The organism is Photobacterium sp. J15 (assembly GCF_963870815.1).
GTDB lineage: Bacteria > Pseudomonadota > Gammaproteobacteria > Enterobacterales > Vibrionaceae > Photobacterium > Photobacterium marinum.
On record NZ_CAWMUI010000001.1, the window covers coordinates 913,941 to 938,127 of the forward strand.

Consider the following 24,187-nt stretch of genomic DNA (forward strand, 5'->3'; position numbering starts at 1 on the left):
TAAAGAATGCAAGAGAGGCTGCGATTTTAAGTAGCAGAGTATGCAGCGTCGAATGAAAAGTTTTTCGTTATAGATGAATTCAGCTCATGTATAAGGGCATATAAAAAAGGGAGTGCATAGCAATGCACTCCCTCTTAATTTAGTTGCTAAAACTCAGCGCTTTAGCATGCTAAATATTCTATACCGGTTTAGAAACGGTAGCTCGCCTGAACACCAACCAGCCAAACATTACCTGTTGTTTCACCTGAGAAAGTTGTGTCAGCTTTCTTATCATGATTCAGATCTAGTTCTTCTTTCATTGAAGCATCTTTAGCAAAGATGTAAGTGAAGCCAGCATCGAAAGTCAGGTTTTCAGACCACGCATAACCTGCACCCAAGCTCAGCCATAGGCGATCGGTTTCAGGGATAGTTTGTGTACGGTACTGATCATCAACCGCTGAAGTATCGTAAGCTACACCTGAGCGCAGTGCCAGTTTGTTATTTAGCTGGTAAGTTGTACCTACAGCCAGGCGGTAATTATCTTTCCAGTTTTCTACCTTGATGGTATCTGGGCTGCTTGGGTGACCAGGAATAACAGCAACCAGCTTTTCAAAGCTGCTCCAGTCAGTCCAGTTGAAGCTTGCGTGCATAGCTAGTTTTTCTGTCAGCTGGTGGTAGCTGGCGATTTCAGCTGTAGCTGGCAGTGTTAGCTTCATGCTGCCGGGTAAAGTTTTGCCTGTCATAACACCAGAAGCGCCAGTGTATGATAGTCCTGAGGCTTGACCTTCAAGGTTAAAGTTAACTTCTGAGCGGTAGTTCACACCAACACGGTGGTCCGGGTTGATTTGCCAAGCGGCACCCAGCTGCCAACCCCAAGCTTCATCGTCACCTTCCATGTATTTCAGGTCTTTACCTTTAAAATTAGCCAGTGCTCCAAGAGCAGGTTCAATTTCTGCTGGTAGTGAGTTTGGCATAGATGCGCCGAAGTGGCCTTCGCCCATTACATAGCGAACACCACCACCAATGCTAAACTCGTCATTAATTTTGTAAGCCAAGTTAGGGTTAATCTCGACAGACTTAACCATAGCCTGATTACCAAACTGTGAACCGTAAAAATCCGTGCCCAGATCGGTTTCCATACCAAAGTTGGTTGCAATTGCCAGACCTGCAACCCATTGATCATTGATTTGATGAGACAGGTAGAAGTTTGGGATCACAGCTGAGTTTGCAATATCTTTGCTTTCAGTCTGGTAAGACATTGGACCGAATTTAGTCTGGCCTTTAACGTCAATGTTAGGATCAACGTAGATTGCACCGGTAGAGATCTGGGTACCTTCAAGGTAAGTCATCATCGCCGGGTTGCGGAACTGTGCACTGGCATTGTCAGCCATTGCTGCTTCACCGGCAAATGCGCGGCCAAGGCCTGTTGCAGAGTACTCAGCAAGTTGGAAACCTGCTGCCATTGCGTTAGTGCTCAGGCCCAGAGTTACTGCTGCAGCCAGTGAAAGAGTAATTTTGTTCTTGTTCATCAGTCTTAATGTTCGCTGAAATTTAATGCTGCGAATCATACGCCTTAGAGTAAAAGCTTTAAGTAAATCTTTATTCAGACGAATGATTAAGTTGATAATTTTGCTTTGGCTCTTAATTTTGGTTGTATATCTGGTAAAAAACAAACAATGCAATCTGGTCGGATGAGATTTCAGCGTACACTTGTGTACTGATATGGCACTTTCAGCGACGGAGTGTTCACTGAAATTAGCTGTTAATAGGATGCAAACTTACCTAAATCAACTTAAGTTATTGAAATATAATAAATATAAAAAAGGGAGCCAAGTGGCTCCCTTTTGTGTGATAAATGTTCTGTATTCGCTGAATTAGAACGAGCGGCTGTACTGGATACCGTATAGCAGCGCATTAGCTTGAGTTGTTGCTTTGATGCGCGATGCGTCAGGGTAAATTGAGCTTGTTGCCGGATTCGGATTCGGTGTTGATTCCGTTACGTTTACTTCTTTACCCAGTAGGTAAGTTAGACCAAAATCGATATTAGATTTAGAGTCAATGTGGTACGTGAAGCCTGCAGAGAACCACTGACGATCTGAGTCAGGCACTGAGATAGAAGTCTTCTGATCCTGTGCGCTGGTGTCGTACATGTAACCGGTACGTAGAGTCCAGTCGTTGTTTAGGTAGTAAGTACCACCAATTGCGTAGTGCCAGCCGTCTTGCCACTCGTAAGTGTTCAGGACATCGCCACCAGTTGTTTCCAGTTTGTCAAAAGCACTCCAGCCAATCCACTGAACACTGTAGTGAACAGCAAACTTTTCATTAAGCTTATGGAAGCCTGAGAATTCGGCCATATCAGGCAGAGGCATTTTTAGCTTATCGTTGCTGATATTTGGGTTGCCAGTTTTAGAACCAGCAAAGAGCATATCGCCCTCAACTTCAATTTCTGGGCTGTAGCGGTAAGACAGGCCAAAGCGGTTGTTTTCGTTGTACTCATACACAGTGCCAACGTTCCAGCCGAAGCCGATGCCATCTGCATCAACATCAACAAGTTTGCCACCGAAGTTCTCGTTAGAACGTTGAAGCTTGCCTTTGCCGTAGATCACATCCAGGCCACCACCAACGCTCCATTCTTCGTTGATACGATAAGAAGTGCTCAGAGCGAAGTTAACACTTTTAACGTCAGTCAGACCGCCGTATTCATTCGCCGGGTAGCTGTCGCTGAATTCTGTTTTAGTACCAAAGTTCGAGTAGATACCAGCACCAACAGCCCACTTATCGTTCACTGGGTGGATGTAGTAAATGTTTGGTGCATATGAGACATCACCAATTTGCTGATCATCCAGAGAGTGTGTTTGATAGTTAGGGATATTTGTCAGATCCGGTGTTGAGTATTCTGCATTTTTAACTTTGATATCTGTGTCAATAGCATTGATACCCAGTGAAATTGCAGGCGCGTCAAACAGTGCCATTGCCGCTGCGTTACGTGCCATTGCTGATGCGTTGTCAGCGATAACTGCATCACCCGCAAATGCACGGCCAAGGCCTGTTGCAGATTGTGCGTTAAGTTGGAAGCCAGCAGCCAGTGCTTGCTGAGATGCCATGGTGATTGCTACAGCAACCACTGATTGTGTAAACAGACGCTTCTTATTCATATTTATTGTTATTCCTAAAATAGGTATTAATCTTCTGCTTTTTTGCAGAGGAAGCAGATTGTATTGGTGCAGCCTGACGTATCAAATCAGACCAGTTACTAACTTATTGCTTGTAATCGCTAAGTTAATAACTTAATTGGCAGTCTAATGAAGGAATAGCGTTAGAAGAGGTAATAAAAAGCGTGTTATGCAACGTGAGTAACAACTTGAATTGATTTATTTTTATGGCAAATCAAAGCGAACATTGGTATTGGTTTTACCAATGATCGCCGGATTTTTATGTAAGCTTGTTAAATTTCCCAATTTAGCTCAGATTCCAAACGCTTAGCGACAGGGGCGATATTTTGTCCTTTATCGCCGACAACAATCAGGCTGGCATTTTGAAGAGGCATCACAACACCCTGCATTTTATTGTCATTGAATGAGGTCATATTCGGACTTTTTTCCGGTACAACAAAGACGGTGACTTTTCCGGAGTCGGTTGCCATTACCATGTGTAGTGCATTCTTGTTTCCGAAGCCACAATGGTTCACATAGTAAATATGACCGGGCAGGTTGTTGAACTCAGAACCAAAAGGATTCAGTTTTGCATTGACCTGCTGCAGACTGACCGCTTCATCAATACTGTCGATAAAAGGCGCTTCTGCATAAATGTGTTCTAGTGCTACATGAGCTACGTCACTGCTGGTCTGAACTGGGGCTGGCAGGAAGTTAACTTGGCCGACGAGCAAGCCGAAAACAAAGGCAACAGAAGCGGCAATAGCAAGATGAAATCGGGTTTTGTTCCGTTTTTGTTCTGGCTGACCGGATTGATGGAATAAAATGCGATCGGCCAGATCGTCCGGTACATTGACTTTCAATACTTTTTCGAGCTTTGCATCGAGCTGTAACAGTTCATCTGCCAGCTTGCGATTAGCGATCGATTCATTTCTCGCTTCAAGCATTTCCTGGCTGTTGTCATTTGGATCTGCCAGGATACGACGACGGAATTCAAGATCGTCCATTGTGTTGGCCCCTCCGATCGGATTGTTTCTCTATCTGCTCTTTTAATTGATTTCTGGCACGGAACAAGCGTGTCATTACTGTATTGCGATTCAGGCCAAGAATTTCAGCGATTTCTTCTCCGCTGAATCCAGCCATCACTTGCAACACTAAGGGCTCTCGGTATTCAGGTGACAGCTTCATTATCTGCTTGTGCAAAATCTGCTGTTCCAAGTCCATTTCTGAACCCTGGTGGCTGGTATCAGAGACGGCATAGTCATCAATATCAACCAAATCCAGTTGCTTACGTTCAAATCGACGCGCATTTTCCCTGCGCAAAATAGTAATCAGCCAGGATTTGGCGGCGTTGTCGTCCTGAAGGCTGTCGAGAGAGCGCCACGCTCGTAAACAGGTTTCTTGCACCAGATCCTCCGCAATATGAGGATCATGACATAACCAGTAGGCATAGCGATACAAGTCCCGATGCCAAGCCCGGACGAGGGCTTCATAACGTCTTTGTTTATTCATGTCTACAGAGACCGAGGCATCTGGCTTTTTCTTACGAAAAAATTGCTTAATCATATAGTTGCCTATCAAATTAGAAATCGCTTTGTTTATTTGCGTTTGTTTTATTCAGCGATTGCATGAATAAGAGGATTATCAGCACTAAAATTGATCTGGTTCAAATTTTGTCTTCGTGAGGAAGCTATAGTAGTTACCGTCATCTGATGGTAAGCATCAATTCGGTTCTGAGGATCAGGTCTGTTTTTTTGATTACTATCTGTTGAGCAAGATGACAACTTCCTTTTGAAGGCTGACTTTACTTTCTCCTATCAGGTTTTACCTGATTTGCAATTGGCTTTATGTTAATTGACTTATACCTTACGTGGATGTAATTCCGCGTAAATTATAACCATACCATATCGGTATGGTTTTTTTTTGCCTAAATTTCACTATTAAGTCCTCCGTTGCATATCTATTCTTATTAATTATTTGCGCTTTTCTTTGGTCTTCGTCTTGAAGCTTGCGAAGTCACATACTTAAAACAATTGTTTGAAATTAATAACAACTTAATTACAATTGTTGTGGTCAGACCTCTAAACTCGCACCTTAGGTGCCCTGCAAATCATGATAAGGAGTAGCGATGACACGTCTCCAGAACCTCACCACAAATCAGGGTGAGCGCATCGCAGTTGTAAGTGGATTACGTACCCCTTTTGCACGTCAGGCGACCGCCTTCAATGGTGTTCCTGCGCTGGATATGGGGAAAATGGTGGTCAATGAAATGATGCAGCAGATCGACTTTGATCCGCAAATCATTGATCAGGTGGTATTTGGTCAGGTTGTACAGATGCCGGAAGCGCCGAATATCGCCCGCGAAATTGTATTGGGTACCGGGATGAATATCGGCACTGACGCTTACAGCGTTACCCGAGCGTGTGCGACCAGTTTCCAGGCGGCCGCCAACGTGGCTGAAAGTATCATTTCCGGCACCATTGATATTGGCATTGCCGGTGGTGCTGACTCATCATCTGTATTGCCAATCGGTGTATCGAAAAAGCTTGCTGCTACACTGCTGGAACTGAGCAAAGCGAAAACCATGGGGAAGCGTTTAAAACTGCTCAGCAAGCTCAGTGTGAAAGATTTGATGCCAGTGCCGCCCGCTGTAGCTGAATACTCGACTGGCCTAAGCATGGGGCAGACGGCAGAGCAGATGGCAAAAAGCCACGGCATTACCCGTCAGCAGCAGGATGAACTGGCTCACCGTTCCCACACTCTTGCTGCTCAGGCGTGGCGTGATGGTCTTATTCAAGATGAAGTCATCACTGCGTTCCCCGAACCATACCGTCAGTGGATCGATAAAGATAACAACATCCGTGAAGATTCTACTCTGGAGTCTTACGCTAAATTGCGCCCGGCCTTTGACCGCAAGTTCGGTTCAGTTACGGCGGCTAACTCAACACCGTTGACTGATGGTGCTGCCGCGCTATTACTGATGCGGGAAGGGCGGGCAAAAGCCTTGGGGCTCAAACCATTGGGTTATATCCGTTCCTACGCATTTGCAGCTATCGGTGTAGAAAAAGATATGCTGATGGGGCCGTCTTATGCCACACCAATTGCACTTGAACGAGCCGGTTTGAACTTATCTGATATGACATTGATCGACATGCATGAAGCATTTGCTGCACAGACGCTGGCGAATGTGAAAATGTTTGGTTCGAAGAAGTTCGCTGAAGAAAAGTTGGGACGTAGCCAGCCAATCGGTGAAATTGATATGGACAAGTTTAACGTATTGGGGGGCTCGATTGCTTACGGGCACCCGTTTGCCGCAACCGGTGCCCGGATGATCACTCAGACGTTGCGTGAGTTGCAGCGTCGTGGTGGCGGATTTGCATTGAACACCGCCTGTGCAGCCGGTGGTTTAGGCGCAGCAATGATCCTGGAGGCAGAATAATGAGCGAACAAGTATCCGCATTTACCTTATCTTATGGTGATAACGGCGTTGCCTGGCTGAAGATCGATGTGCCGGACGAGAAAATGAATACCCTGCAGTCAGCTTTTGCTGAGCAGGTGACAGATGTACTGGCAGAGCTGAAGAAGCAGTCTGATATCAAAGGCATGGTGGTTTATTCCGGTAAGCCGGACAATTTTATTGCCGGTGCTGATATTCGAATGCTGGCGGCCTGCAACTCGGCGGAAGAAGCTGAGCAGCTGGCAGCGAAAGGGCAGGAGTTGTTTGCTGAGCTTGAAGCGTTGCCATTTCATGTTGTTGCTGCGATTCACGGACCTTGTTTGGGCGGTGGTATGGAATTGGCACTAGCCTGCCACAGTCGCGTGTGCTCCGATGATGATAAAACCCGTCTGGGTTTACCTGAGGTTCAATTAGGTCTGTTGCCAGGCTCCGGTGGTACTCAGCGTTTGCCTCGTTTGATTGGGCTGGCGAATGCTCTGGATATGATTCTGACCGGCAAACAGCTGCGTGCGAAGAAAGCGAAAAAACTTGGCGTGGCTGATGAGGTTGTTCCACAGAGTATCCTATTGGATATTGCCGAGGAGCAGGCGCTGAAACCAAAGCCGAAGCGCAAGCACAGTTTCCAAGAATGGGCGTTAGGTGGTAATTCGCTGGGGCGTTCACTGGTATTCGATCAGGCTGCGAAGAAAACCCGTGAGAAAACCCGCGGTAATTATCCAGCGGCTGATGCCATTCTGGAGGTTATAAAATATGGCCTGCAAAACGGTATGAAAAAAGGCTTGAAAGTGGAAGCCAAGCGTTTCGGTGAGCTGGTAATGACACCTGAGTCTGCAGCATTGCGCAGTATTTTCTTTGCCACCACTGCAATGAAGAAAGAGACTGGATCGGATGCAGAGCCTAAGTCTGTCCATAGCGTCGGCGTGCTTGGCGGCGGCTTGATGGGCGGAGGTATCAGCAATGTGACTGCAACCAAAGCAGGCTATCCGGTAAGAGTTAAGGATATCAGCAATGACGGCTTGCTGAACGCAATGGCTTATAACTTCAAGTTACTGGATAAGAAGCGCAAGCGTCGCATTATCAGTAAAGCTCAGCTGCAGAAGCAGATGATGCGAATTACAGGTGGGATTGATTACACCGGCTTCAAATCTGTTGATGTGGTGATAGAAGCGGTATTTGAGGATCTGAAGCTTAAGCATCAGATGGTGAAGGAGATTGAAAATAATACTAAGCCGGAAACAATCTTCGCAACTAATACTTCTTCGCTGCCGATTCATCAGATAGCTGAAGCGGCGGAGCGTCCGGAAAATGTGGTTGGTCTGCACTACTTCAGCCCAGTTGAAAAAATGCCGCTGGTGGAGGTTATCCCTCACGAACGCACATCACCTGAGACGGTGGCGACTGTGGTGTCATTGGCCAAGAAACAGGGTAAAACGGCGATCGTGGTCGGGGACAAGGCCGGTTTCTACGTTAACCGTATCTTGGCTCCCTATATGAATGAGGCGGCGTCGGCTTTACTCAGCGGTGAACCTATTGAGCATCTGGATAACGCGCTGCTTGATTTTGGTTTCCCGGTCGGTCCGATCACTTTGTTGGATGAAGTCGGGGTGGATATCGGAGCCAAGATCATGCCTATCATGGTCAGGGAGCTGGGTGATCGCTTCAAAGGCCCGGACGTGTTTGAGACTCTGCTCAATGATGGTCGCAAAGGGCGAAAGAGCGGTAAAGGTTTCTACCTTTACAACACCAAGAAGAAGACGGTTGATAAGAGCGTTTACAAATTGCTGAATATTGAGCCGGAGAAAAAAGCGGAAGGCTTGGATTTGGCGATGCGTTGTACGCTGATGATGCTGAACGAGGCTGCTCGTTGTCTGGATGAAGGTGTCGTTAAGTCAGCCCGTGATGGTGATATTGGTGCTATTTTCGGTATCGGTTTCCCGCCGTTCTTGGGCGGTCCTTTCCGCTATATGGATCAGCTGGGTGTTAACAAAGTGGTTGAGCTGCTTAATGAGCATGCTGATAAATACGGCGAGCGCTTCAAGCCATGTGAGAAGCTGGTGGCGATGGCGAAAGAAAACCAGTGTTTCTATCCGCTATAACTTTGCAACAATAGAAATAACAAAGGCCTGCAATTGCAGGCCTTTTTTTTATTAACGTGATTTCAATTGCTTAGCGGGCATCTTTCTGGAAGTCGATGATTGACTCGATTTCGTCTCCGATATCAAGAGACTCCAAATTATCATGCGCTTGTCCTTTGCAGTGCATGACCAGGCGGTTTGAGGTTCGTGGTTTGATGACGTCAACCAGGAATCGCACCATATCTGCACGGCTGAGGTTTCTCAGCTCTTCAACCACTTTCTGGCGCTGGTTGAACTCGGTGTCCTTGTTACCGATGCTGACCCAGAATCGCTGGGCTCGGGTGCGAAGGTTGGTATCTGGCTCGGAAATTTGGGCAATCAGTCCTTGCTTACTGGCTTGCCATTGTTCTTCATTAAGTTCCAGCAGTACCAGCGCAAAAGCATTGGTGAAATCGTCAATGGCTTCGGATAGTTGCGCTGGTGCGGCAACCGGAGACTGAATGTACAGGATCAGGCCCGGGTGACGATTGAGCGGCAGGTTGGCCGTTCCGACCATATAACCCAGCTGCTGACGGGTGCGAAGTTCATGGAAAAATGTGGTCGACATCAGGTGATTAGCCAGGGTGTAGATCGCAATCTTACGGGGTGTTGCCTGCCGGGACTGGTAATACATCAGGATCGCTGAGTCAGCATGGTTACAGTTGACTTCATAGTTGCGGGTTCCGGATTGACCCAGTCGTACCAATGGGCGTTGAGACTCACCATACAGTTGATCCGTAACTCGGAAGGCATCTTTTAGGATTTCTGCCAACTCCAGTGCTTCTTCTTTCAGCCAGTTGCCGTAAACAAAGGTGTCGATGTGTAACTCGGCAAACATGGCTTCAACAAATGCTGGGAGCTCATCAACTTCCAGTGACTCCAGTGCTTCAATCAGTACTGGATAAGACGGGTTATTCGGCTGCAACAAGCCAGTCAGGTGATTGAATAGTTGAGATATTGGTTTGTCTTCGGCAGCATTGCGCCAGTTTCGCAGCATTTGTGCTTTGATATTCTGGAATCGCTCCAGGCTAAATGTACGGTTAGCGAATCGTTCCAGCAGCATTTTCAGCAACAGTGGTTGTTTTTCACTGAAGCCTGAAAGCTGCAGAGTAACACCGCCCTGATGGGCATAAAGGTTGTAAGACATACCGGCAATTTCTGCGGGGTAGGCTGACTCATTAATAGCGTCCAGCAGCATTTCGACACACAGGCGAGTCTTGACGATATTTCTTGGTGTATCAACAGCATGCGGGCTATCGATAGCAACATAAACAACGCCCTTGGGCACACGGAACTCTTCTTCCTGCTTATACCAGAGGCGAAATCCCGGCAGATCCTGGATCAGTTGCGGTGGTTGATCGGCATTTGTTGCCAGAGGATGAGGATCCAGTCGTTCACAGATATACGGGTTTTCCTCGGGTAGCTGAAGTTCCGTCTCTTCTCCCGGTTGATGCCAGCGTTTCAACTGAGCATCAGACATAGGTGTGACTGAATACGGGGTGTGATACCAGTGAGCTGTGCGATCGTATTCCAGACCTTGCGCAACCAGCACAAGACGCATGTTATCCGGCGTAAGGTGATCAAGTAGTTCGCAGATCAGTGCTTCATCATATCCGGCCATCATGTAATCGCCGTAAATGATATCTTCCGGATCATAGTGGAACAGGTTCATGACCAGGTAGCTAACAGTATCAAGTGGACGGCTTTTTTCCTGATAGCGGAAGGCCATTTCCAGGACGGATTTTTTCTCCTGGTAACGCCACTCATTCAGCCCATGTTTTTTGATCAGTTCAATGTACTGGAATACCGCAGTCACAATATCGTCGATATGATCTAAGCCTTTTGGTGTCAGGTTCAGGCCAACGGTAAATTCACGGAAGTTGCTGCCGTTAACGCCGCCACCGGCTGCCAGGGTATTGATCCAGCCTTTACGCTTGAGCATTGACATCAGACTGCCGCTGCCTTCGTTACCCAATAAGTGAGCAATATAAGAAAGCGGTTTCTGACGATAATATTTTTCAACTGATGGCAGGGCAAACGAAAGGGTCAGCTTTCGCACTTCTTTAATAGGCTCGATAGTGATGAATTTCGCTTTTTCGTCTTCAGTCACTAAAGGTACGGGAATGGCCTTTTTAGGGATACCGTGGTTTGGAATATGGTTGAAGTAAGTGCGGGCAAAGGCTTCCAGTTCGTCAAGTGACTGCGGTCCGAGCAGCACTGTTGCCATCAGGTTGGCTGAATAGTGGGTTTGATAAAACTCAAGCAGTTCTTCGCGTACAGACTTGTCGTCGCGATCATCCAGGGTTGTCAAATCTCCGACAGAAAACTTAGAAAATGGGTGAGCCTGATTAATGGTTTCCTTGTGCACCTGATAAAGACGGCGGACATCGTCTTTTACTTTTAGTTTGTATTCTGAATCTACAGCCTGGCGCTCTTTATCAACGGCTTCTTCATTGAACAGCGGCGCGGTAAAGAACTGGCCGAAACGGTCCAGACCTTCATTAAATGCGTGTGGGCTTACTTCAAAAAAGAAGGTGGTATTTTCTGTGCCGGTCCATGCATTGTTACTGCCACCGCTACGGTTGATAAAAGTTTGAAATTCACCGACCTTCGGATATTTTTCTGTTCCAAGGAAAAGCATGTGTTCTAGAAAATGGGCCATTCCCTGGCGTTCTTCAGGATCATCGAAATGGCCAACATTCACAGATAATGCAGCGGCAGAGCGGGGGGCCTCGGCATCATGTACCAGCAGAACTTTGAGTTCGTTTTCCAAAGTCAGGTAGCGGTACTCTTTCGGGTCATTCGGACTTTTATGCACGGGAAGGGCCTATTTTCTAAGGAAATTATGCTAATTATGACGCTCAATAGTGAGGGTGGCAAATTATATGGTCCACAGTAAATTTTAGTAGAGCGGATATTGGGTGCCTGATTTTGTAGCGATACAGTTGTCCGTTCCTGCTGCTTTTAATAGGTATCACCGGTCACGGTTCGGTGATTGAATCGGCGGAATTGCTACCTACTGTCGGCAGGACTTGCTAGCATATCGCGATACCTGATGTTCATTCTGGTCCTGATTCGAAAACATATGTGATAGTAAATGCATACCTTAAGCAAGATCTTTTGGTGTTCTTCGGTCCGTATAAATAACCAGGGGGCCGGTATTATTGGATAGGCAATATGCGAATATATATTATGCGTCACGGTGAGGCGCAGCATTTCGCTCCCAGTGATGAGGAGCGACCTCTGACGACTTGTGGGGAAGTGCATTCTGAGCAAATGGCTTCACAGTTGGCCAGTCAGCTGGATGACGGCATCGATTTGGTGTGGATCAGCCCGTATCTGCGTGCACAGCAGACGTGGTCAGTTATGGCCGATAAGCTGCCGCAGCCAAAGCGTCTGATGACTATTGATGAAATTACTCCTTATGGTGATGCCGAAGACGTCGCGGCTTATTTGAAAGCGATGATTGCGGTTGAACGCCCTGAAAATGTATTGCTTGTCTCTCATCTTCCTCTGGTCGGCTATCTGACGGCTGAACTGGTTCCCGGCCTTCAAGCTCCGATGTTCCGTACCTCTGCGATTGCGGCGATTGACTATTGCCCGGACAGCGAACAGGCCGAGTTTTTGTGGCAGGCCAATCCGGAAGGATAATTTTCAATAAGTTGTTAAGGTATTTGCCAAAGTGGCCGATAAAGGTTTTGAGCTCTGGAAGCAGGGCTCAGTTTTCGCCTTTAGTGGTTTTGCCTGCTGCAAGGTTTAGTATCATTCATCCATTAAGAATAAATAAGTTACTGCTATGAAAGGTAAATTAATTGCTATCTTCTGTGCTGTTCTACTGGCCGGGTGTGTTCAGGGACCACGTTCACCAAGTATTAATGCTAATGGTGCGATTAAGTGGGCAAACGGCTTCAGTGAAGAAATGCATATCTCTGAGTCTGGCGGTACCCTGACTTTTGCTGCTCCGCAAGGGCTGTTTGCATCCGGTGGTGGTATCACTATCTTTTCCCGCATCGACAGTGCCCGTAACGGAAGCTGTGAGCACTACTACAGTGAAGGTGCTGTTAAAACCCGTATGCAAATCTGTGATGGTGGTGAGGTTAGGCTGATTGTTGAAGGCCAGGTTGTGAACGTTGGCTCGCTAGCTAAGTACACATACTAATACTGTTGAAGGGTGAGAGTCCGCAGAGACGAGATTATTCGTTAATATTTCTCGTCTCTCGGTGCTGACATTGTCGAAGCCAAGTCGCCCTTCTATCTCTCGGGAATCTCGATCAATACCAGCAAAGCACCATCGCCGCCAAACTCCAGCGGGGCTTGATGAAAAGCCAGTACATCTGGGTGTTGAGCCAGCCAAAGCGGCGCTTTTTGCTTCAGAATGTGTTTGCCGATCCCGTGCATCACACAGGCACATGAAACATTTTCTTTGATGCAGGCTGCAATCATGGCTGCCAGTTCGCGCTTTGCTTCCTTTTGCGTCATGCCATGCATGTCCAAGTACATATCCGGCACATAAACGCCGCGACGCAATTTTTTCACTTCGTATTTTGACACTCCTGTCCGAGCATATTGCATTGGCCCTTGCTCATTCAGGTGGGGCTCAAATTCGTCCGAGAAGTAAAACTCGTGATTTTGTGTTTCTTTTTCCGATACTTTTGGCTTATTCGGCTTTGAGCTCTGTTGACGCGGCGTGATTATGGTATCATGCGACAACTTTTTTACGCCCTTAACCGCATCCTGAAAGAGTGCCAGGTCGTCCTCTTCCAGGGAATAATTTTTTTTATTCATAACAATGAAATTCCAACAACTCTATAGCGGTATTGTAGCGTCATTCGGAGGCTATTTTGGATAAGATTTTTGTCGACGAAGCCGTCAACGAACTTCATACATTGCAGGACATGCTACGTTGGACGGTAAGCCGTTTCAATGCCGCAGGTCTTTTTTACGGTCACGGTACTGATAATGCGTGGGACGAAGCGGTACAGTTGGTGTTGCCAACGCTTTATCTTCCTTTGGATATTCCGTCAGAAGTGCGTTTTTCTCGCCTGACAAGCAGCGAGCGCCTGCGTATTGTTGAGCGCGTAATTCGCCGAATCAACGAACGTACGCCAGTCGCATACCTGACAAACAAGGCCTGGTTCTGTGGAATGGAGTTCTTTGTTGATGAGCGTGTGCTGGTGCCGCGTTCTCCGGTTGGCGAGCTGATCGAAAACAACTTTGAACCTTTCCTGAAAGAGCGTCCGACCCGCATTATGGACCTGTGTACAGGTAGTGGTTGTATCGGTATTGCCTGTGCTCATGCTTTCCCAGAAGCTGAAGTGGATGTTGTTGATATTTCAACAGATGCACTGGAAGTTGCAGAGCAGAATATTCAGGATCACGGTTTGGAACAGCAGGTGATCCCGCTTCGCTCTGATTTGTTGCGTGATGTACCGAAAGATAAGTACGACCTGATCGTGACAAACCCACCGTATGTTGACCAGGAAGACATGGACAGCCTGCCGGATGAGTTCCGTCATGAGCCTGAGCTGGGTTTGGCTGCTGGTACTGATGGTCTGAAGCTGGTTCGTCGCATCCTTGCTAATGCACCGGATTATCTGAAAGAAGATGGTGTGCTTATTTGTGAGGTTGGCAACTCAATGATCCATATGGAAGAGCAGTACCCGCATATTCCGTTTACCTGGATCGAATTTGAAAACGGCGGTCACGGTGTATTCATGCTGACTCGTGAGCAGCTGCTTGAGTGCGCGGAAGATTTCGCACTGTACCGCGACTAAGTCTTCTACAGACTGAAAGTCATAAAAAAAACCGGAGTTTGAACTCCGGTTTTTTTGTATTCATGCTCTTAAATTCATGACAGCAGTGCTGATATTGCCTTCAATTTGGCGAATCAGGCATTACCTTCAGCTTGCTTGGCTTTTAGTGCCGCCATTACTGTTTCCTGATGATTCAGGTAATCTTCAAGGCCCGCGCGGCGCAGATCGCAAGACGGGCAGTCACCACAGCCGTCACCAATTACACCGTTATAGCAGGTCAGGGTTCTCTCGCGAACAAAATTCAGTTTGCTGTATTGATCTGCCAGAGCCCAGGTTTCTGCTTTGTTCAGCCACATCAGTGGCGTTTCAATGTTCAGCGGACGATCCATTCCCAGTACCAGCGACTGGTTGATTGATTTCACGAACTCGTCACGGCAGTCCGGGTAGCCGGAAAAATCTGTTTCGCAGACACCGGTGATTACGCTTTCTGCACCGATCTGGTAGGCGTAGATACCGGCCAGAGTCAGGAACAGAATATTACGGCCAGGAACGAAAGAGTTTGGCAGGCCATTGTCCTGCAACTCGTGGGAAACCGGAATGTTGTCGCGGGTCAGTGAGCTGATAGCCAGTTCGTTAAGTAGGCCGACATCCATTACTTTGTGTGCAGCAACGCCCAGTTCTTTGGCGATGGATTCTGCCACTTCGATTTCCAGCTTGTGACGTTGACCATAATCAAAAGTGATGCAGTGCACTTCATCATAGTTGGCAATTGCCTGGATCAGGCAGGTAGTGGAGTCTTGGCCGCCACTGAAAACGACTACGGCTTTACGCATATTTGTGTTGTCCTGTGTTGTGTTCATACCGAAAAACAGTCGGTAGGGACTATCTGTTCCGCCAGATAAATATTTGGTATGGAATCGAGATAGGCCAATAGCAAGTTCTCTATTGGTAAGGCAATGCTACCGCAGAGCTGCGCCGGAGAAAAGTTTCAGAAGGTTAGCCAAATGAAAAAAGCCGCAGGCTGGCTGCGGCAAAAGAAGATAGCAATATGAGTAGCAAAATATAGAAGAAGTCAGGAATAGGATTCAGAGTGAGCCTGTATGCTCAAAAGCTGCGAGCTTATCGAGATACCCGGAAATATCACCGATATTGTCGGCAACCCACTGGGAATCAAAATAAGTATCCAGGTAACGTTCACCGCTGTCGCAGAGTAGGGTGACAATAGAGCCTTTCTCTCCGTGGGCTTTCATTTCGCTGGCAAGCTGGAGCACACCGAATAGGTTGGTGCCGGTTGACGCGCCGGCTTTACGCCCCAGTAGTTTCTCTAACCAGTGGATGGTTGCAATGCTAGCTGCATCCGGAATTCTGCGCATTTCATCAACCACATCCGGGATAAAGCTCGGTTCAACACGCGGACGACCAATGCCTTCTATACGGCTGCCGGTTTGGCTGGTCAGGCTAGTGTCACGGGTTTTGAAGTAGTCGTGGAAAACAGAGTTTTCCGGGTCGACCACGCACAGCTTAGTGTCGTGCTTTTGATAGCGGATATAACGGCCGATAGTGGCAGATGTACCACCGGTGCCCGGACTCATCACTATCCAGTTCGGGATCGGATGCTCTTCCAGCTGCATTTGTTCAAAAATACTGTTGGCAATATTGTTGTTACCGCGCCAGTCTGTTGCTCTTTCGGCATAAGTGAACTGATCCATGTAATGGCCGTTAAGCTCTTTAGCAAGACGGCGGGATTCGTCATAAATTTCAGCCGGATTATCAACGAAGTGGGCTTTACCGCCGTAGAATTCAATCTGTTCGATTTTCTTGCAGGCCGTTTTGCGCGGCACCACAGCAATAAATGGCAGGCCGAGCAGGCGGGCAAAGTAAGCTTCGGAAACAGCAGTACTGCCAGATGAGGATTCAATGATGGTTGTATCCTGATCAATCCAGCCATTACACAGGGCGTACAGGAACAGGGAACGTGCCAGACGATGTTTCAGGCTGCCGGTCGGGTGAGTGCTTTCATCTTTCAGGTAGATGTCGATACCGTCAAGGCAAGGAAGATCCAGCTTGATCAGGTGGGTGTCGGCAGAGCGCTGGTAATCGGCTTCGATCTTTCGGATCGCATTGCTAATCCACTGTGAGTCATGCTTCATGGTTCTTCCTCTCTCATCGTTGTACTGGCTGACGGCCACATCATTGGTGACTGCGTTTCATTTATAGTCAGCATGGTACGGCAACCAGAGGAAAAAGCTTTGCTTTGTTTACTATCAATTCGTTAAAATGGAGAAAATAATTCTACCTATAAATCATAAGGGATAACATCATGGCTGATCTGGATTGCACAGACAGAACATTACTGCGCATGCTGCAACAAGACGGTACGCTGGCTTTGGCTGAGCTGGCTGAAGCGGTAAACCTGACCACCACACCCTGCTGGAAGCGACTTAAACGACTGGAAGAGAGTGGGATATTGCGCCAGCGGGTCGCACTTTTAGATCCGGTGAAGCTGGGGCTTTCATTTACAGCCTTCGTCCAGATCAAAACCAGTAATCACTCCAAAGAGTGGTATCACAGCTTTGTTGAAACGGTATCGGATTTTCCTGAAGTGATGGAGTTCTACCGTATGGCCGGTGAGTACGATTACATGATGAAGGTGCAGGTTGCCGACATGGCTGCGTTTGACCTGTTCTATAAGAAGCTGGTGAATAGCATTGAAGGGCTGACAAATGTCACGTCGACGTTTGCAATGGAGCCACTGAAATATACGACCGCTCTGCCTGTATAAATGTCGCTATAAATTCCGAAAATGAAAACAGAGGAGCCGAGCTCCTCTGTTTTCGTTTTATTACTCTTTATATCAGGTAAGTCTTTATATCATGACTGGCGCATCAGACCTTCCTGGACTGCTGAAGCAACCAGTTCACCTTTCTGATTGTAGATCTCCCCGCGAACCAGTCCTCGCGCACCGCTGGCTGACGGGCTGTCGATGGCATACAGCAGCCATTCATCCATACGGAACGGGCGGTGATACCACATAGAGTGGTCGATCGTTGCCACTTTTAGTTTCGGCGTCATTAAAGTAACCCCGTGTGGTTGCAGGGCCGTGACCAAAAATCCCCAGTCGGCAGCGTAAGCCAGAACATATTGATGGATTCGCGGATCATCCGGCATTTCGCCGTTAGCTTTGATCCACAGGTACTGTTTTGCTTCCGCTGGTTTTGGGTTGAGAGGGTTCACCACTGTAACCGGACGAACCTCGATAGGGCGCTCCCGGCCAAACGCAGCAACCACAGGTTTTGGCAGATGCTCAGCAATGGACTCGATCAACGCTTGTTCTGATTTGAGATTTTCCGGTTGTGGTACGTTCGGCATTGAAGACTGATGACTAAAACCTTCTTCCTCAACCTGATAAGAAGCGGTCAGGTAGAAAATCGGGCGTCCGTTCTGAATCGCTTTAACCCGGCGGGTGCTGAAGCTTCGTCCATCGCGCAGGTTTTCGACATCGTAGATAATCGGTTTTTGCGGATCACCGGCACGGAGGAAATAGCTGTGGAAGGAGTGAACCTGACGATCTTCCTCAACTGTCTCCTTGGCAGCAGAAAGAGACTGGCCGATCACCTGTCCTCCGTAAACTTGCGGCAGGCCGAGGTGTTCACTTTGTCCCCGAAATAAACCTTGCTCTAATTGTTCTAATTGTAAAAGAGTGAGAAGTTCATTCAGTTCTTTGCTCATCGGAGCTCCGTTTTCTGTGTTAATATTAGGCGATTTTTATGGACCGCTTGCTACAAAGCAAGTGTAGCTCACAGGAAATCAAGGTCTTGTCAGCTTGTGTTCAGGTAGTAAGGGGAGATAGATGAGAAAGATGTTTGCACTTATCGCAGCTTTGGCTGTGGTACTGGTTGTTTCTGCATGTACAAATTTGATCGACAACCAGGATGCCGATCTGGCACAAGTGGAAGGATCTTTAACTTATCGAGAGCGTATTGCTTTGCCGCATGATGCTCGCGTTACCGTTACATTATCGGATGTCTCTCTGATGGATGCGCCGGCTGAAGTGATTAGCAGTCAATCCTTTATGGCTGATGGCAATCAGGTGCCGTTTGACTACAAACTGAATTTCATTAAAAGTGAAATCAAGCCGGGCCATACCTATGCTGTCAGTGCCCGTATTGAAGTTAATAATAAGCTGATGTTTATCACAGATACCGTGAATCCGGTGATCACTGACTCAGCGAAAACCACCAAGCTAGATTTGGTGCTGATAAAAGTGAATTAAAAACTTCTTCATAGTCAGGATCCCTGTGCTGAGGATTTAGTCTGCGCAGGGGAGGCTAATTATACCAGCTACCGTCCCAGCGGTAATTTGACAGTTTTATCTTTCCTGCTTCCGTAACCGTAATCCCTTCTTCCAGTAATTTTTTGCGCTGACGCTGTAAGTTGTCGCCTGTCAGCGAAATCATTCCTTTTGCGTTAATTACCCGGTGCCACGGTAGTTTACTGCCTTCTGGCAGGGTTGCTATCAGCCGACCAACTTGCCTGGCATAGCCCGGATAGCCAGCAAATTTAGCAATATCGCCGTAAGTTGCCACTTTTCCGTACGGAATTTGGTGAACAAGGGTGTAGATTTGGTTCGCAAAATCGTCCATATTTATACCAGTACTAATACCAAACTGAACATTAATCTGAGTCAATCAACGGGGGTCAGATAACAATTTAGTTTAGTATCACAAACATACCGACAGAAGCCACTTTTTCAGCTTTACCTTTGCGCTGTCGGATAACGCAAGGAGGTGCTGCCATGTTGTATGCCGCGTTACTTGTTGTGGTCAGTATTGTGTTGACCGTTGTCGGTGTCAGTGCTCTGGGACATAGTCAGGGAGAGCTTCCCGCACTGGCATTAGCTATTCCGGCCTTGTGGTTGTTGCCACAAGGCGGCATCCGAGCCTGGTTGTTGCTGCTTGGCCTCGGTGCTTACGGAATTGTGCTGCCGGATCAACCATTGGCCCTGTCTATCAGTATTTTTATGATGCTGCCCGTTTTTGCCGTCAGCTTTTCTCCCAAGAGTGGCTGGCAGCTTGCTGCTTTGCTTATTTCCGTTGTGCTGGCGATGGATGTCGGCCTGATGGCTCTGCAAGGGGAAGGCAAGTTGCCGGGTCATGCTTCGTCAACCATTATCCAGATATTGGCCGTTACCTTGATTTGGTATGTCGGGCGTAGCTGGCGTCCTGTCGAAGGGAATACCTGGTGGCCGCTGTTTCTTGTTGTCCCGCTTTGGGTTGGGGGGCTGGAACATGCTGCCTTGGTTGCCTTATGTGTAACCGGTTTGATTGCGGCTATGCAGGAAATGATGAAGAGCAAAATGCGCGAGTGGGTTCCGCGAATGGCCTGGATACTGCCTGCGGTCGGTTTCGCTACTTTAGTGCTAACGCCATACTTTGAAGTGCCGAGCCCGGTGCTGGTTGCCTGGCTGTTGGTTTTGGGTGGCGCATTGCTCGGGGAGTTCTTGCTGGAAGAGGCTGAAGAAGAGGTGTGATTTTGGATTCTTAGAGTGAATTCAACGCGTTATTCTGCTGCCTTGAGCAATAAAACAGCACTTGGCAGCAATTGCTGATTGAGCCCTTGCAAAGTTTCTGCCATTAGCGGATAATCAGCCTCGTTCTCGAAATGAGACAACGAATCTATGGAGGCCCCATTGGTCCTCCCGCAACACTAACTTGTGAACCCGGTCAGGCCCGGAAGGGAGCAGCCGCAGCGAGCGACGTGTGTGCCGGGATGTGGCTGGTGGGGCTTCCACCCATCTGGCGTTTGCCAAATCAAATCAGACTCTTATCAAGTTTCTCACTTTTCGCTTTGTCTAGGTGATCCACTTTGTGTGTATTACACGAGGTTGGCATGACAACAAATCTATAAGTCATCTCCACTCGATACTTCCGCTAAGTTATACCATTTCCTCAATTAAGACTTTATTTCATCAATTAGCTTTTTCTAATGTCACTGACCTTTTGTTGGCATTTTTAGATTGAGTAATAAGGCGTTGTTCTGGTCGCGCCAATCGTTAATACCATCAGAAACAGGGGAGATGATTTGAGCTATTGGTGGGTAGTATGAAGTTAATGACCCGGCACTAAGGTGTTTGCGCCGGGTCGGTAAGTGTTGTTGTTAGTTTCAAACAAACAGGTAGTGCAGGATAAACAAATTTCGTCTGGCCTGTCAGAAGCGATAGTTTACCTGCAGGCCACCCAGCCATGCGCTGTTATTGGTTAACGCGGTGATGTTGCTGGTGCCGATAATTGTCATCGACTCGTCTATTTTTGTCTCCTCCCCAAATAAATAGCCTAATGCAAAATCAACACTGAGATCTTTGGTGAAGTAGTGAGTTGCTCCTACGGTAAACCAGTGTCGGTCTGAGTCGGGGATCGAGAGCGAGTTGATCTCATCGACAGGCGACAGGTCATACATGTATCCGGCTCTTAGCTCTGTGTTTTCCTGGGCGTAATAAGTCATTCCCAAAGACAGATGCCCGGCATCTTTCCATTGGTATTCCTTGATCGGATCATCGAAAGACGGTGACGTGAGCGCATCGAATTCAGACCAGGTGATGTATTGCAGGCTATAGTGGACAGCAAAACGGTTATGGAGTTTGTGATAGCCTGAAAACTCAATCATATCCGGTAACGGAACGTCCAAATCGGTCGCCTGGCCAGTTAACTGATCAACCGTTCCGGATGCTTCCAGTGACGGGGCATAGCGGTAGGACAGGCCTAACCGGTTATCCTCATTAATGACATAAGCCATGCCGACATTAAATCCGACGGCTGTACCGTCAGCATCGATATTCAGTAGGTTGGGTCGTGAGATTTCCCCCTTGCCGTAAATGATATCGATACCCAGCCCGATCGATAAGGCGTCAGTGGCTTGATAAGCGGCAGATGCACCGAAATTGACACTGGTCAGGCTCGTTTTTCCGCCGAACTCAGGGGCAGCAAAATCCTGCTCAAACTCGACATCTGTCCCGAAGTTGGAATGGATTGTTGCTCCGAGTGTCCAACGGGAATTTTCAATCGGATGCACGTAATGAAAGTTCGGGACTATGGTCAGGTTGTCGAGCTCTGTATCGTCCAGCGGCTGTGTTGTCGATGATGACGACGTATAGAGTGTGTCGGTTAACTCAACCTGACTGTCTATTCCGATGACTCCTACAGAGACTGTCGGGCTGTCGAGCAGACTCATTGCTGCAGCATTTTTAGCGATTACGGCTGCATTATCGGCGATGATGGCATCACCGGAGAAAGCCCGGCCTAATCCCGTTGCTGATTGTGAGTTCAGCTGAAAGCCTGCGGACTGAACCTGGAATGAGCTGAGGCAGGCTATAGCTACAATAGATAAGGTGAACTTTTTCATTGTACCGCCTCCTCAGTAATAACTTTCTCTGTAACAATTTCAGATTCAATGTTTTGCATGTCATCTTCATCGAAGGTGATTGATATTCCCTGGCTTTCAATCATTTGATGAACGGCTTCTTGTTGGGTGTTGGTTGAGCTGTACACATCCCCGAGGTTTTCCGTCGATGGCATGCCGGATTCATCCATCGGGCCTTCATAAGGGAACAGGTAAGTACCGTGGCCGCCGACAGTTGCCCGAATGACGCCTCGAAGAGGTTTTTCACTGGCAACGGTATCTTCGCGGATGTCTTCCAGTTGCAACGCACGAATCAGTGGTTCAGTTCCGGTTTGCAGGTTATTTTCAGCCGAGTTGGGAACGACGACATCCGGCATATATTCACCAACCTCGCAAATCTCACCACAGTTGCCTTTGGCTTCAATCAGCAATGTCGGTTGGGCATTCTTCACCTGACGGGAGGTTTTGCTGGCCGGATCGGCGCTGTCTATCGTGCGCTGAACCCCTTTTTTCAGCAGCGGCAATATGGCCTGATAAATTTCATTTTCAAGCATTTCAACCGAGGCTTTGTTATCGGGATCTTCGACAAATGACTGTAATGCCTGAATACAATCTTGGTTTGAGACGCCTTCGTAGCATTGATTCGGGATAACGGTTTCAGCAATCGCTCGCTGGATATCTGGTGAACTCTTCACCGCGGTTTCCATTTCAATGCCGAGAGTCAGTGACTCCAGAGTGATGTTAACCAGACCTTGCCCCGGGACAACGTAGTTTGCTGTGGTCAGTGCCAGCTCTTGTGTGTTTTGGGTCATCTCGGAGAACATTACTGAGACAATGCCACCTAAAGAGTGTCCGACCAGGTGAACTTCTGGTGTTCCACCGATGAAATTATTCAGTGCATAGCGCAGGCTGATAAAGTCACTGATGGCCTGATGCAGGTTTCCTCTTAATGTCAGTGGGGACGTAATATTAATGAAATAGGATTTGTCTTCTTTGGCACTGATTGGCTTACCGGTTTTATCGTGAATAATGCGTTCACCGTGGTAAGGCATATCGATTGCCACAACGGCAAATTCACGCTTTAACCATTGGTTTTTGACAAAGTCTTTCATCATCAGTGCGGCAGCACTTTTATCGGCGGTGATCCCGTGAATGAACATTACGACTGGCAACTCACCGTTTTGGAATTTTTCAAAACTCTGGCCTTCGTATTCTCCTTCCGGCAAATACAGGTCAACAGGAATATTCTCGGTAGTGAATTGCGGTGAAGCATTCTCGGGTGTCAGGTGAGAACCGTCTTCGTTGGTCATCCAGCGATACATATCCGGGCAATTAGATACGGGATCATATTTATCCAGAAGACAATTTTCTGAATCATCTTTGCTGAACGGTAAGTAATAATTAGACTCGAGTGTTCCCTTATATAATTCGTATTTTATAAAAACATCACCGATACCAGATTGAAAATCACCATCACCTTCAGATCTTAATGCCGTAACAGGATAAGGAGATGAGTTATCAAACTTTAATTTTGCCTCTTCGTTATTTTTAACAATGGCATCCATAATGGCGTAGCTATCTTGGGTGGTAAATGTTGAGGCATAGACCACTGAATTTGTATCGCCGCCTATATTGGAATAAGCATTTAAAGCGTTATCAATTGAGCCTTTAACCCGAATTTCATCTTCATTAAGAGAGGATGGAGTAGCTGTCAGTAATTCTTTAAATTCAGAAGATGATTGTAGTGGTTCTCCAAATTGTGTCTTTACACCGGAGGTTACAATAATATGGTAAGTTTCTGCGCTTTCTAAAGCACTGTGGCATTCAATATAGATATTGGAACCATCGTTACTTTTTTGGGTTGCGACGACTTCTGATGTATCAGATTTAATGACGACAACATTATTTGTTAATGATGCATCATCAAGAGGGTATTTTTGTCCTGAATTAATACTCTTTAAGGGGATTTCAAGAGGTTCTACGCACAGGCCCCATCCGTCGATACCAGCAAAACTGGTTTCGAAATTTTGGTAATAGGAGATATCACTGCTTTTTGTTGAGAAAAATGCAGGTTCATCAGGAAGGGAAATTGTTCCATCTTCATCATAGCCGTAACCGTCGTTAGGCATGGGCAGTGCTTTAACAGAAAAAGGGACTTCGACAGCCACTTTTTCTGCTGTTTCTTCATCAGATTGACAGCCTGATAACAGTAATGCAGCCATGGAATACGCAATATATTTGAGGGGAAATGTATTCGGATTTCGTTTTGTCTTCATGTTGTAGCAAGCTCCTTATCATATTGAGGCTGTTAGTAGTTTTATTGCCAGACGCTGTTAT

At 47.2% G+C, this 24,187-nt stretch carries 20 protein-coding genes and 1 other RNA gene; 9 read left to right on the forward strand and 12 right to left on the reverse strand.

Features of this window, described 5'->3' with window-relative positions:
- Positions 1 to 188: 188 nt before the first annotated feature.
- From AACQ93_RS04580 to AACQ93_RS04595, 4 genes are all read right to left on the reverse strand, one after another.
- Positions 189 to 1,508 (reverse strand): outer membrane protein transport protein, encoded by a 1,320-nt coding sequence (locus AACQ93_RS04580; protein WP_064606485.1) that lies wholly within the window; start codon positions 1,506 to 1,508, stop codon positions 189 to 191.
- A 345-nt stretch (positions 1,509 to 1,853) separates the two neighbouring features.
- Entirely contained in the window at positions 1,854 to 3,134 is a 1,281-nt protein-coding gene (locus AACQ93_RS04585; protein ID WP_064602498.1) for an outer membrane protein transport protein, read from the reverse strand.
- A gap of 290 nt (positions 3,135 to 3,424) precedes the next feature.
- The gene (locus AACQ93_RS04590) at positions 3,425 to 4,138 is read right to left on the reverse strand and encodes a DUF3379 domain-containing protein (protein ID WP_064602499.1); all 714 of its coding nucleotides are present in this window, start codon (positions 4,136 to 4,138) and stop codon (positions 3,425 to 3,427) included.
- A complete protein-coding gene (locus AACQ93_RS04595; protein WP_064602500.1) occupies positions 4,125 to 4,697 on the reverse strand; it encodes a sigma-70 family RNA polymerase sigma factor in 573 nt (190 codons plus the stop codon). The genes AACQ93_RS04590 and AACQ93_RS04595 overlap by 14 nt, the downstream gene beginning before the upstream one ends.
- A 562-nt stretch (positions 4,698 to 5,259) precedes the next feature.
- Here AACQ93_RS04595 and fadI point away from each other — a divergent pair.
- Positions 5,260 to 6,570 (forward strand): acetyl-CoA C-acyltransferase FadI, encoded by a 1,311-nt coding sequence (fadI, locus tag AACQ93_RS04600; protein ID WP_064602502.1) that lies wholly within the window; start codon positions 5,260 to 5,262, stop codon positions 6,568 to 6,570.
- Complete coding sequence (fadJ, locus tag AACQ93_RS04605) at positions 6,570 to 8,684, forward strand: fatty acid oxidation complex subunit alpha FadJ (protein WP_064602503.1); 2,115 nt, start codon at positions 6,570 to 6,572, stop codon at positions 8,682 to 8,684. Before fadI ends, fadJ begins: the two co-directional genes overlap by 1 nt.
- A gap of 70 nt (positions 8,685 to 8,754) precedes the next feature.
- Here the strand turns inward: fadJ and AACQ93_RS04610 are convergent, their stop codons facing one another.
- A complete protein-coding gene (locus AACQ93_RS04610; RefSeq protein ID WP_064602505.1) occupies positions 8,755 to 11,520 on the reverse strand; it encodes an insulinase family protein in 2,766 nt (921 codons plus the stop codon).
- Positions 11,521 to 11,879: 359 nt separating this feature from the next.
- On the opposite strand from AACQ93_RS04610, the gene sixA reads away from it, so the two are divergent.
- On the forward strand, positions 11,880 to 12,353 hold the full coding sequence (gene sixA / locus AACQ93_RS04615; RefSeq protein WP_064602507.1) for a phosphohistidine phosphatase SixA: 474 nt from the start codon (positions 11,880 to 11,882) through the stop codon (positions 12,351 to 12,353).
- 145 nt (positions 12,354 to 12,498) lie between these two features.
- Positions 12,499 to 12,861: a hypothetical protein gene (locus AACQ93_RS04620; RefSeq protein ID WP_084418955.1), complete on the forward strand. Its 363-nt coding sequence runs from the start codon at positions 12,499 to 12,501 to the stop codon at positions 12,859 to 12,861.
- Between the two features lie 92 nt (positions 12,862 to 12,953).
- Here the strand turns inward: AACQ93_RS04620 and smrB are convergent, their stop codons facing one another.
- Positions 12,954 to 13,487, reverse strand: coding sequence for an endonuclease SmrB (gene smrB / locus AACQ93_RS04625; protein ID WP_007468255.1), 534 nt, complete (start codon positions 13,485 to 13,487; stop codon positions 12,954 to 12,956).
- Between the two features lie 56 nt (positions 13,488 to 13,543).
- Here smrB and prmB point away from each other — a divergent pair, with 56 nt between their 5' ends.
- Positions 13,544 to 14,476 (forward strand): 50S ribosomal protein L3 N(5)-glutamine methyltransferase, encoded by a 933-nt coding sequence (gene prmB / locus AACQ93_RS04630; RefSeq protein ID WP_007468257.1) that lies wholly within the window; start codon positions 13,544 to 13,546, stop codon positions 14,474 to 14,476.
- Positions 14,477 to 14,589: 113 nt separating this feature from the next.
- Here the strand turns inward: prmB and queC are convergent, their stop codons facing one another.
- Together queC and AACQ93_RS04640 are read right to left on the reverse strand one after the other, a co-directional pair.
- A complete protein-coding gene (queC, locus tag AACQ93_RS04635) occupies positions 14,590 to 15,288 on the reverse strand; it encodes a 7-cyano-7-deazaguanine synthase QueC (RefSeq protein WP_064602509.1) in 699 nt (232 codons plus the stop codon).
- 252 nt (positions 15,289 to 15,540) lie between these two features.
- A complete protein-coding gene (locus tag AACQ93_RS04640) occupies positions 15,541 to 16,605 on the reverse strand; it encodes a PLP-dependent cysteine synthase family protein (RefSeq protein ID WP_064602511.1) in 1,065 nt (354 codons plus the stop codon).
- 170 nt (positions 16,606 to 16,775) lie between these two features.
- Here AACQ93_RS04640 and AACQ93_RS04645 point away from each other — a divergent pair, with 170 nt between their 5' ends.
- Positions 16,776 to 17,237 (forward strand): Lrp/AsnC family transcriptional regulator, encoded by a 462-nt coding sequence (locus AACQ93_RS04645; RefSeq protein ID WP_007468262.1) that lies wholly within the window; start codon positions 16,776 to 16,778, stop codon positions 17,235 to 17,237.
- Positions 17,238 to 17,326: 89 nt separating this feature from the next.
- Here the strand turns inward: AACQ93_RS04645 and tesB are convergent, their stop codons facing one another.
- Complete coding sequence (tesB, locus tag AACQ93_RS04650; protein ID WP_007468264.1) at positions 17,327 to 18,184, reverse strand: acyl-CoA thioesterase II; 858 nt, start codon at positions 18,182 to 18,184, stop codon at positions 17,327 to 17,329.
- 121 nt (positions 18,185 to 18,305) lie between these two features.
- Here tesB and AACQ93_RS04655 point away from each other — a divergent pair, with 121 nt between their 5' ends.
- A complete protein-coding gene (locus tag AACQ93_RS04655) occupies positions 18,306 to 18,728 on the forward strand; it encodes a YbaY family lipoprotein (RefSeq protein ID WP_064602512.1) in 423 nt (140 codons plus the stop codon).
- 55 nt (positions 18,729 to 18,783) lie between these two features.
- On the opposite strand, the gene AACQ93_RS04660 is transcribed toward AACQ93_RS04655, so the two are convergent.
- The gene (locus AACQ93_RS04660; protein ID WP_064602514.1) at positions 18,784 to 19,098 is read right to left on the reverse strand and encodes an MGMT family protein; all 315 of its coding nucleotides are present in this window, start codon (positions 19,096 to 19,098) and stop codon (positions 18,784 to 18,786) included.
- Positions 19,099 to 19,250: 152 nt separating this feature from the next.
- On the opposite strand from AACQ93_RS04660, the gene AACQ93_RS04665 reads away from it, so the two are divergent.
- Positions 19,251 to 19,985, forward strand: a complete 735-nt coding sequence (locus tag AACQ93_RS04665; protein WP_007468271.1) for a hypothetical protein — start codon at positions 19,251 to 19,253, stop codon at positions 19,983 to 19,985.
- A gap of 157 nt (positions 19,986 to 20,142) precedes the next feature.
- Positions 20,143 to 20,239: signal recognition particle sRNA small type (gene ffs / locus AACQ93_RS04670), an RNA gene on the forward strand.
- A gap of 423 nt (positions 20,240 to 20,662) precedes the next feature.
- Here the strand turns inward: ffs and AACQ93_RS04675 are convergent.
- Together AACQ93_RS04675 and AACQ93_RS04680 are read right to left on the reverse strand one after the other, a co-directional pair.
- Positions 20,663 to 21,853, reverse strand: a complete 1,191-nt coding sequence (locus AACQ93_RS04675; protein WP_064602516.1) for an outer membrane protein transport protein — start codon at positions 21,851 to 21,853, stop codon at positions 20,663 to 20,665.
- On the reverse strand, positions 21,850 to 24,126 hold the full coding sequence (locus tag AACQ93_RS04680) for an alpha/beta fold hydrolase (RefSeq protein ID WP_198160092.1): 2,277 nt from the start codon (positions 24,124 to 24,126) through the stop codon (positions 21,850 to 21,852). The genes AACQ93_RS04675 and AACQ93_RS04680 overlap by 4 nt, the downstream gene beginning before the upstream one ends.
- Between the last annotated feature and the right edge of the window lie 61 nt (positions 24,127 to 24,187).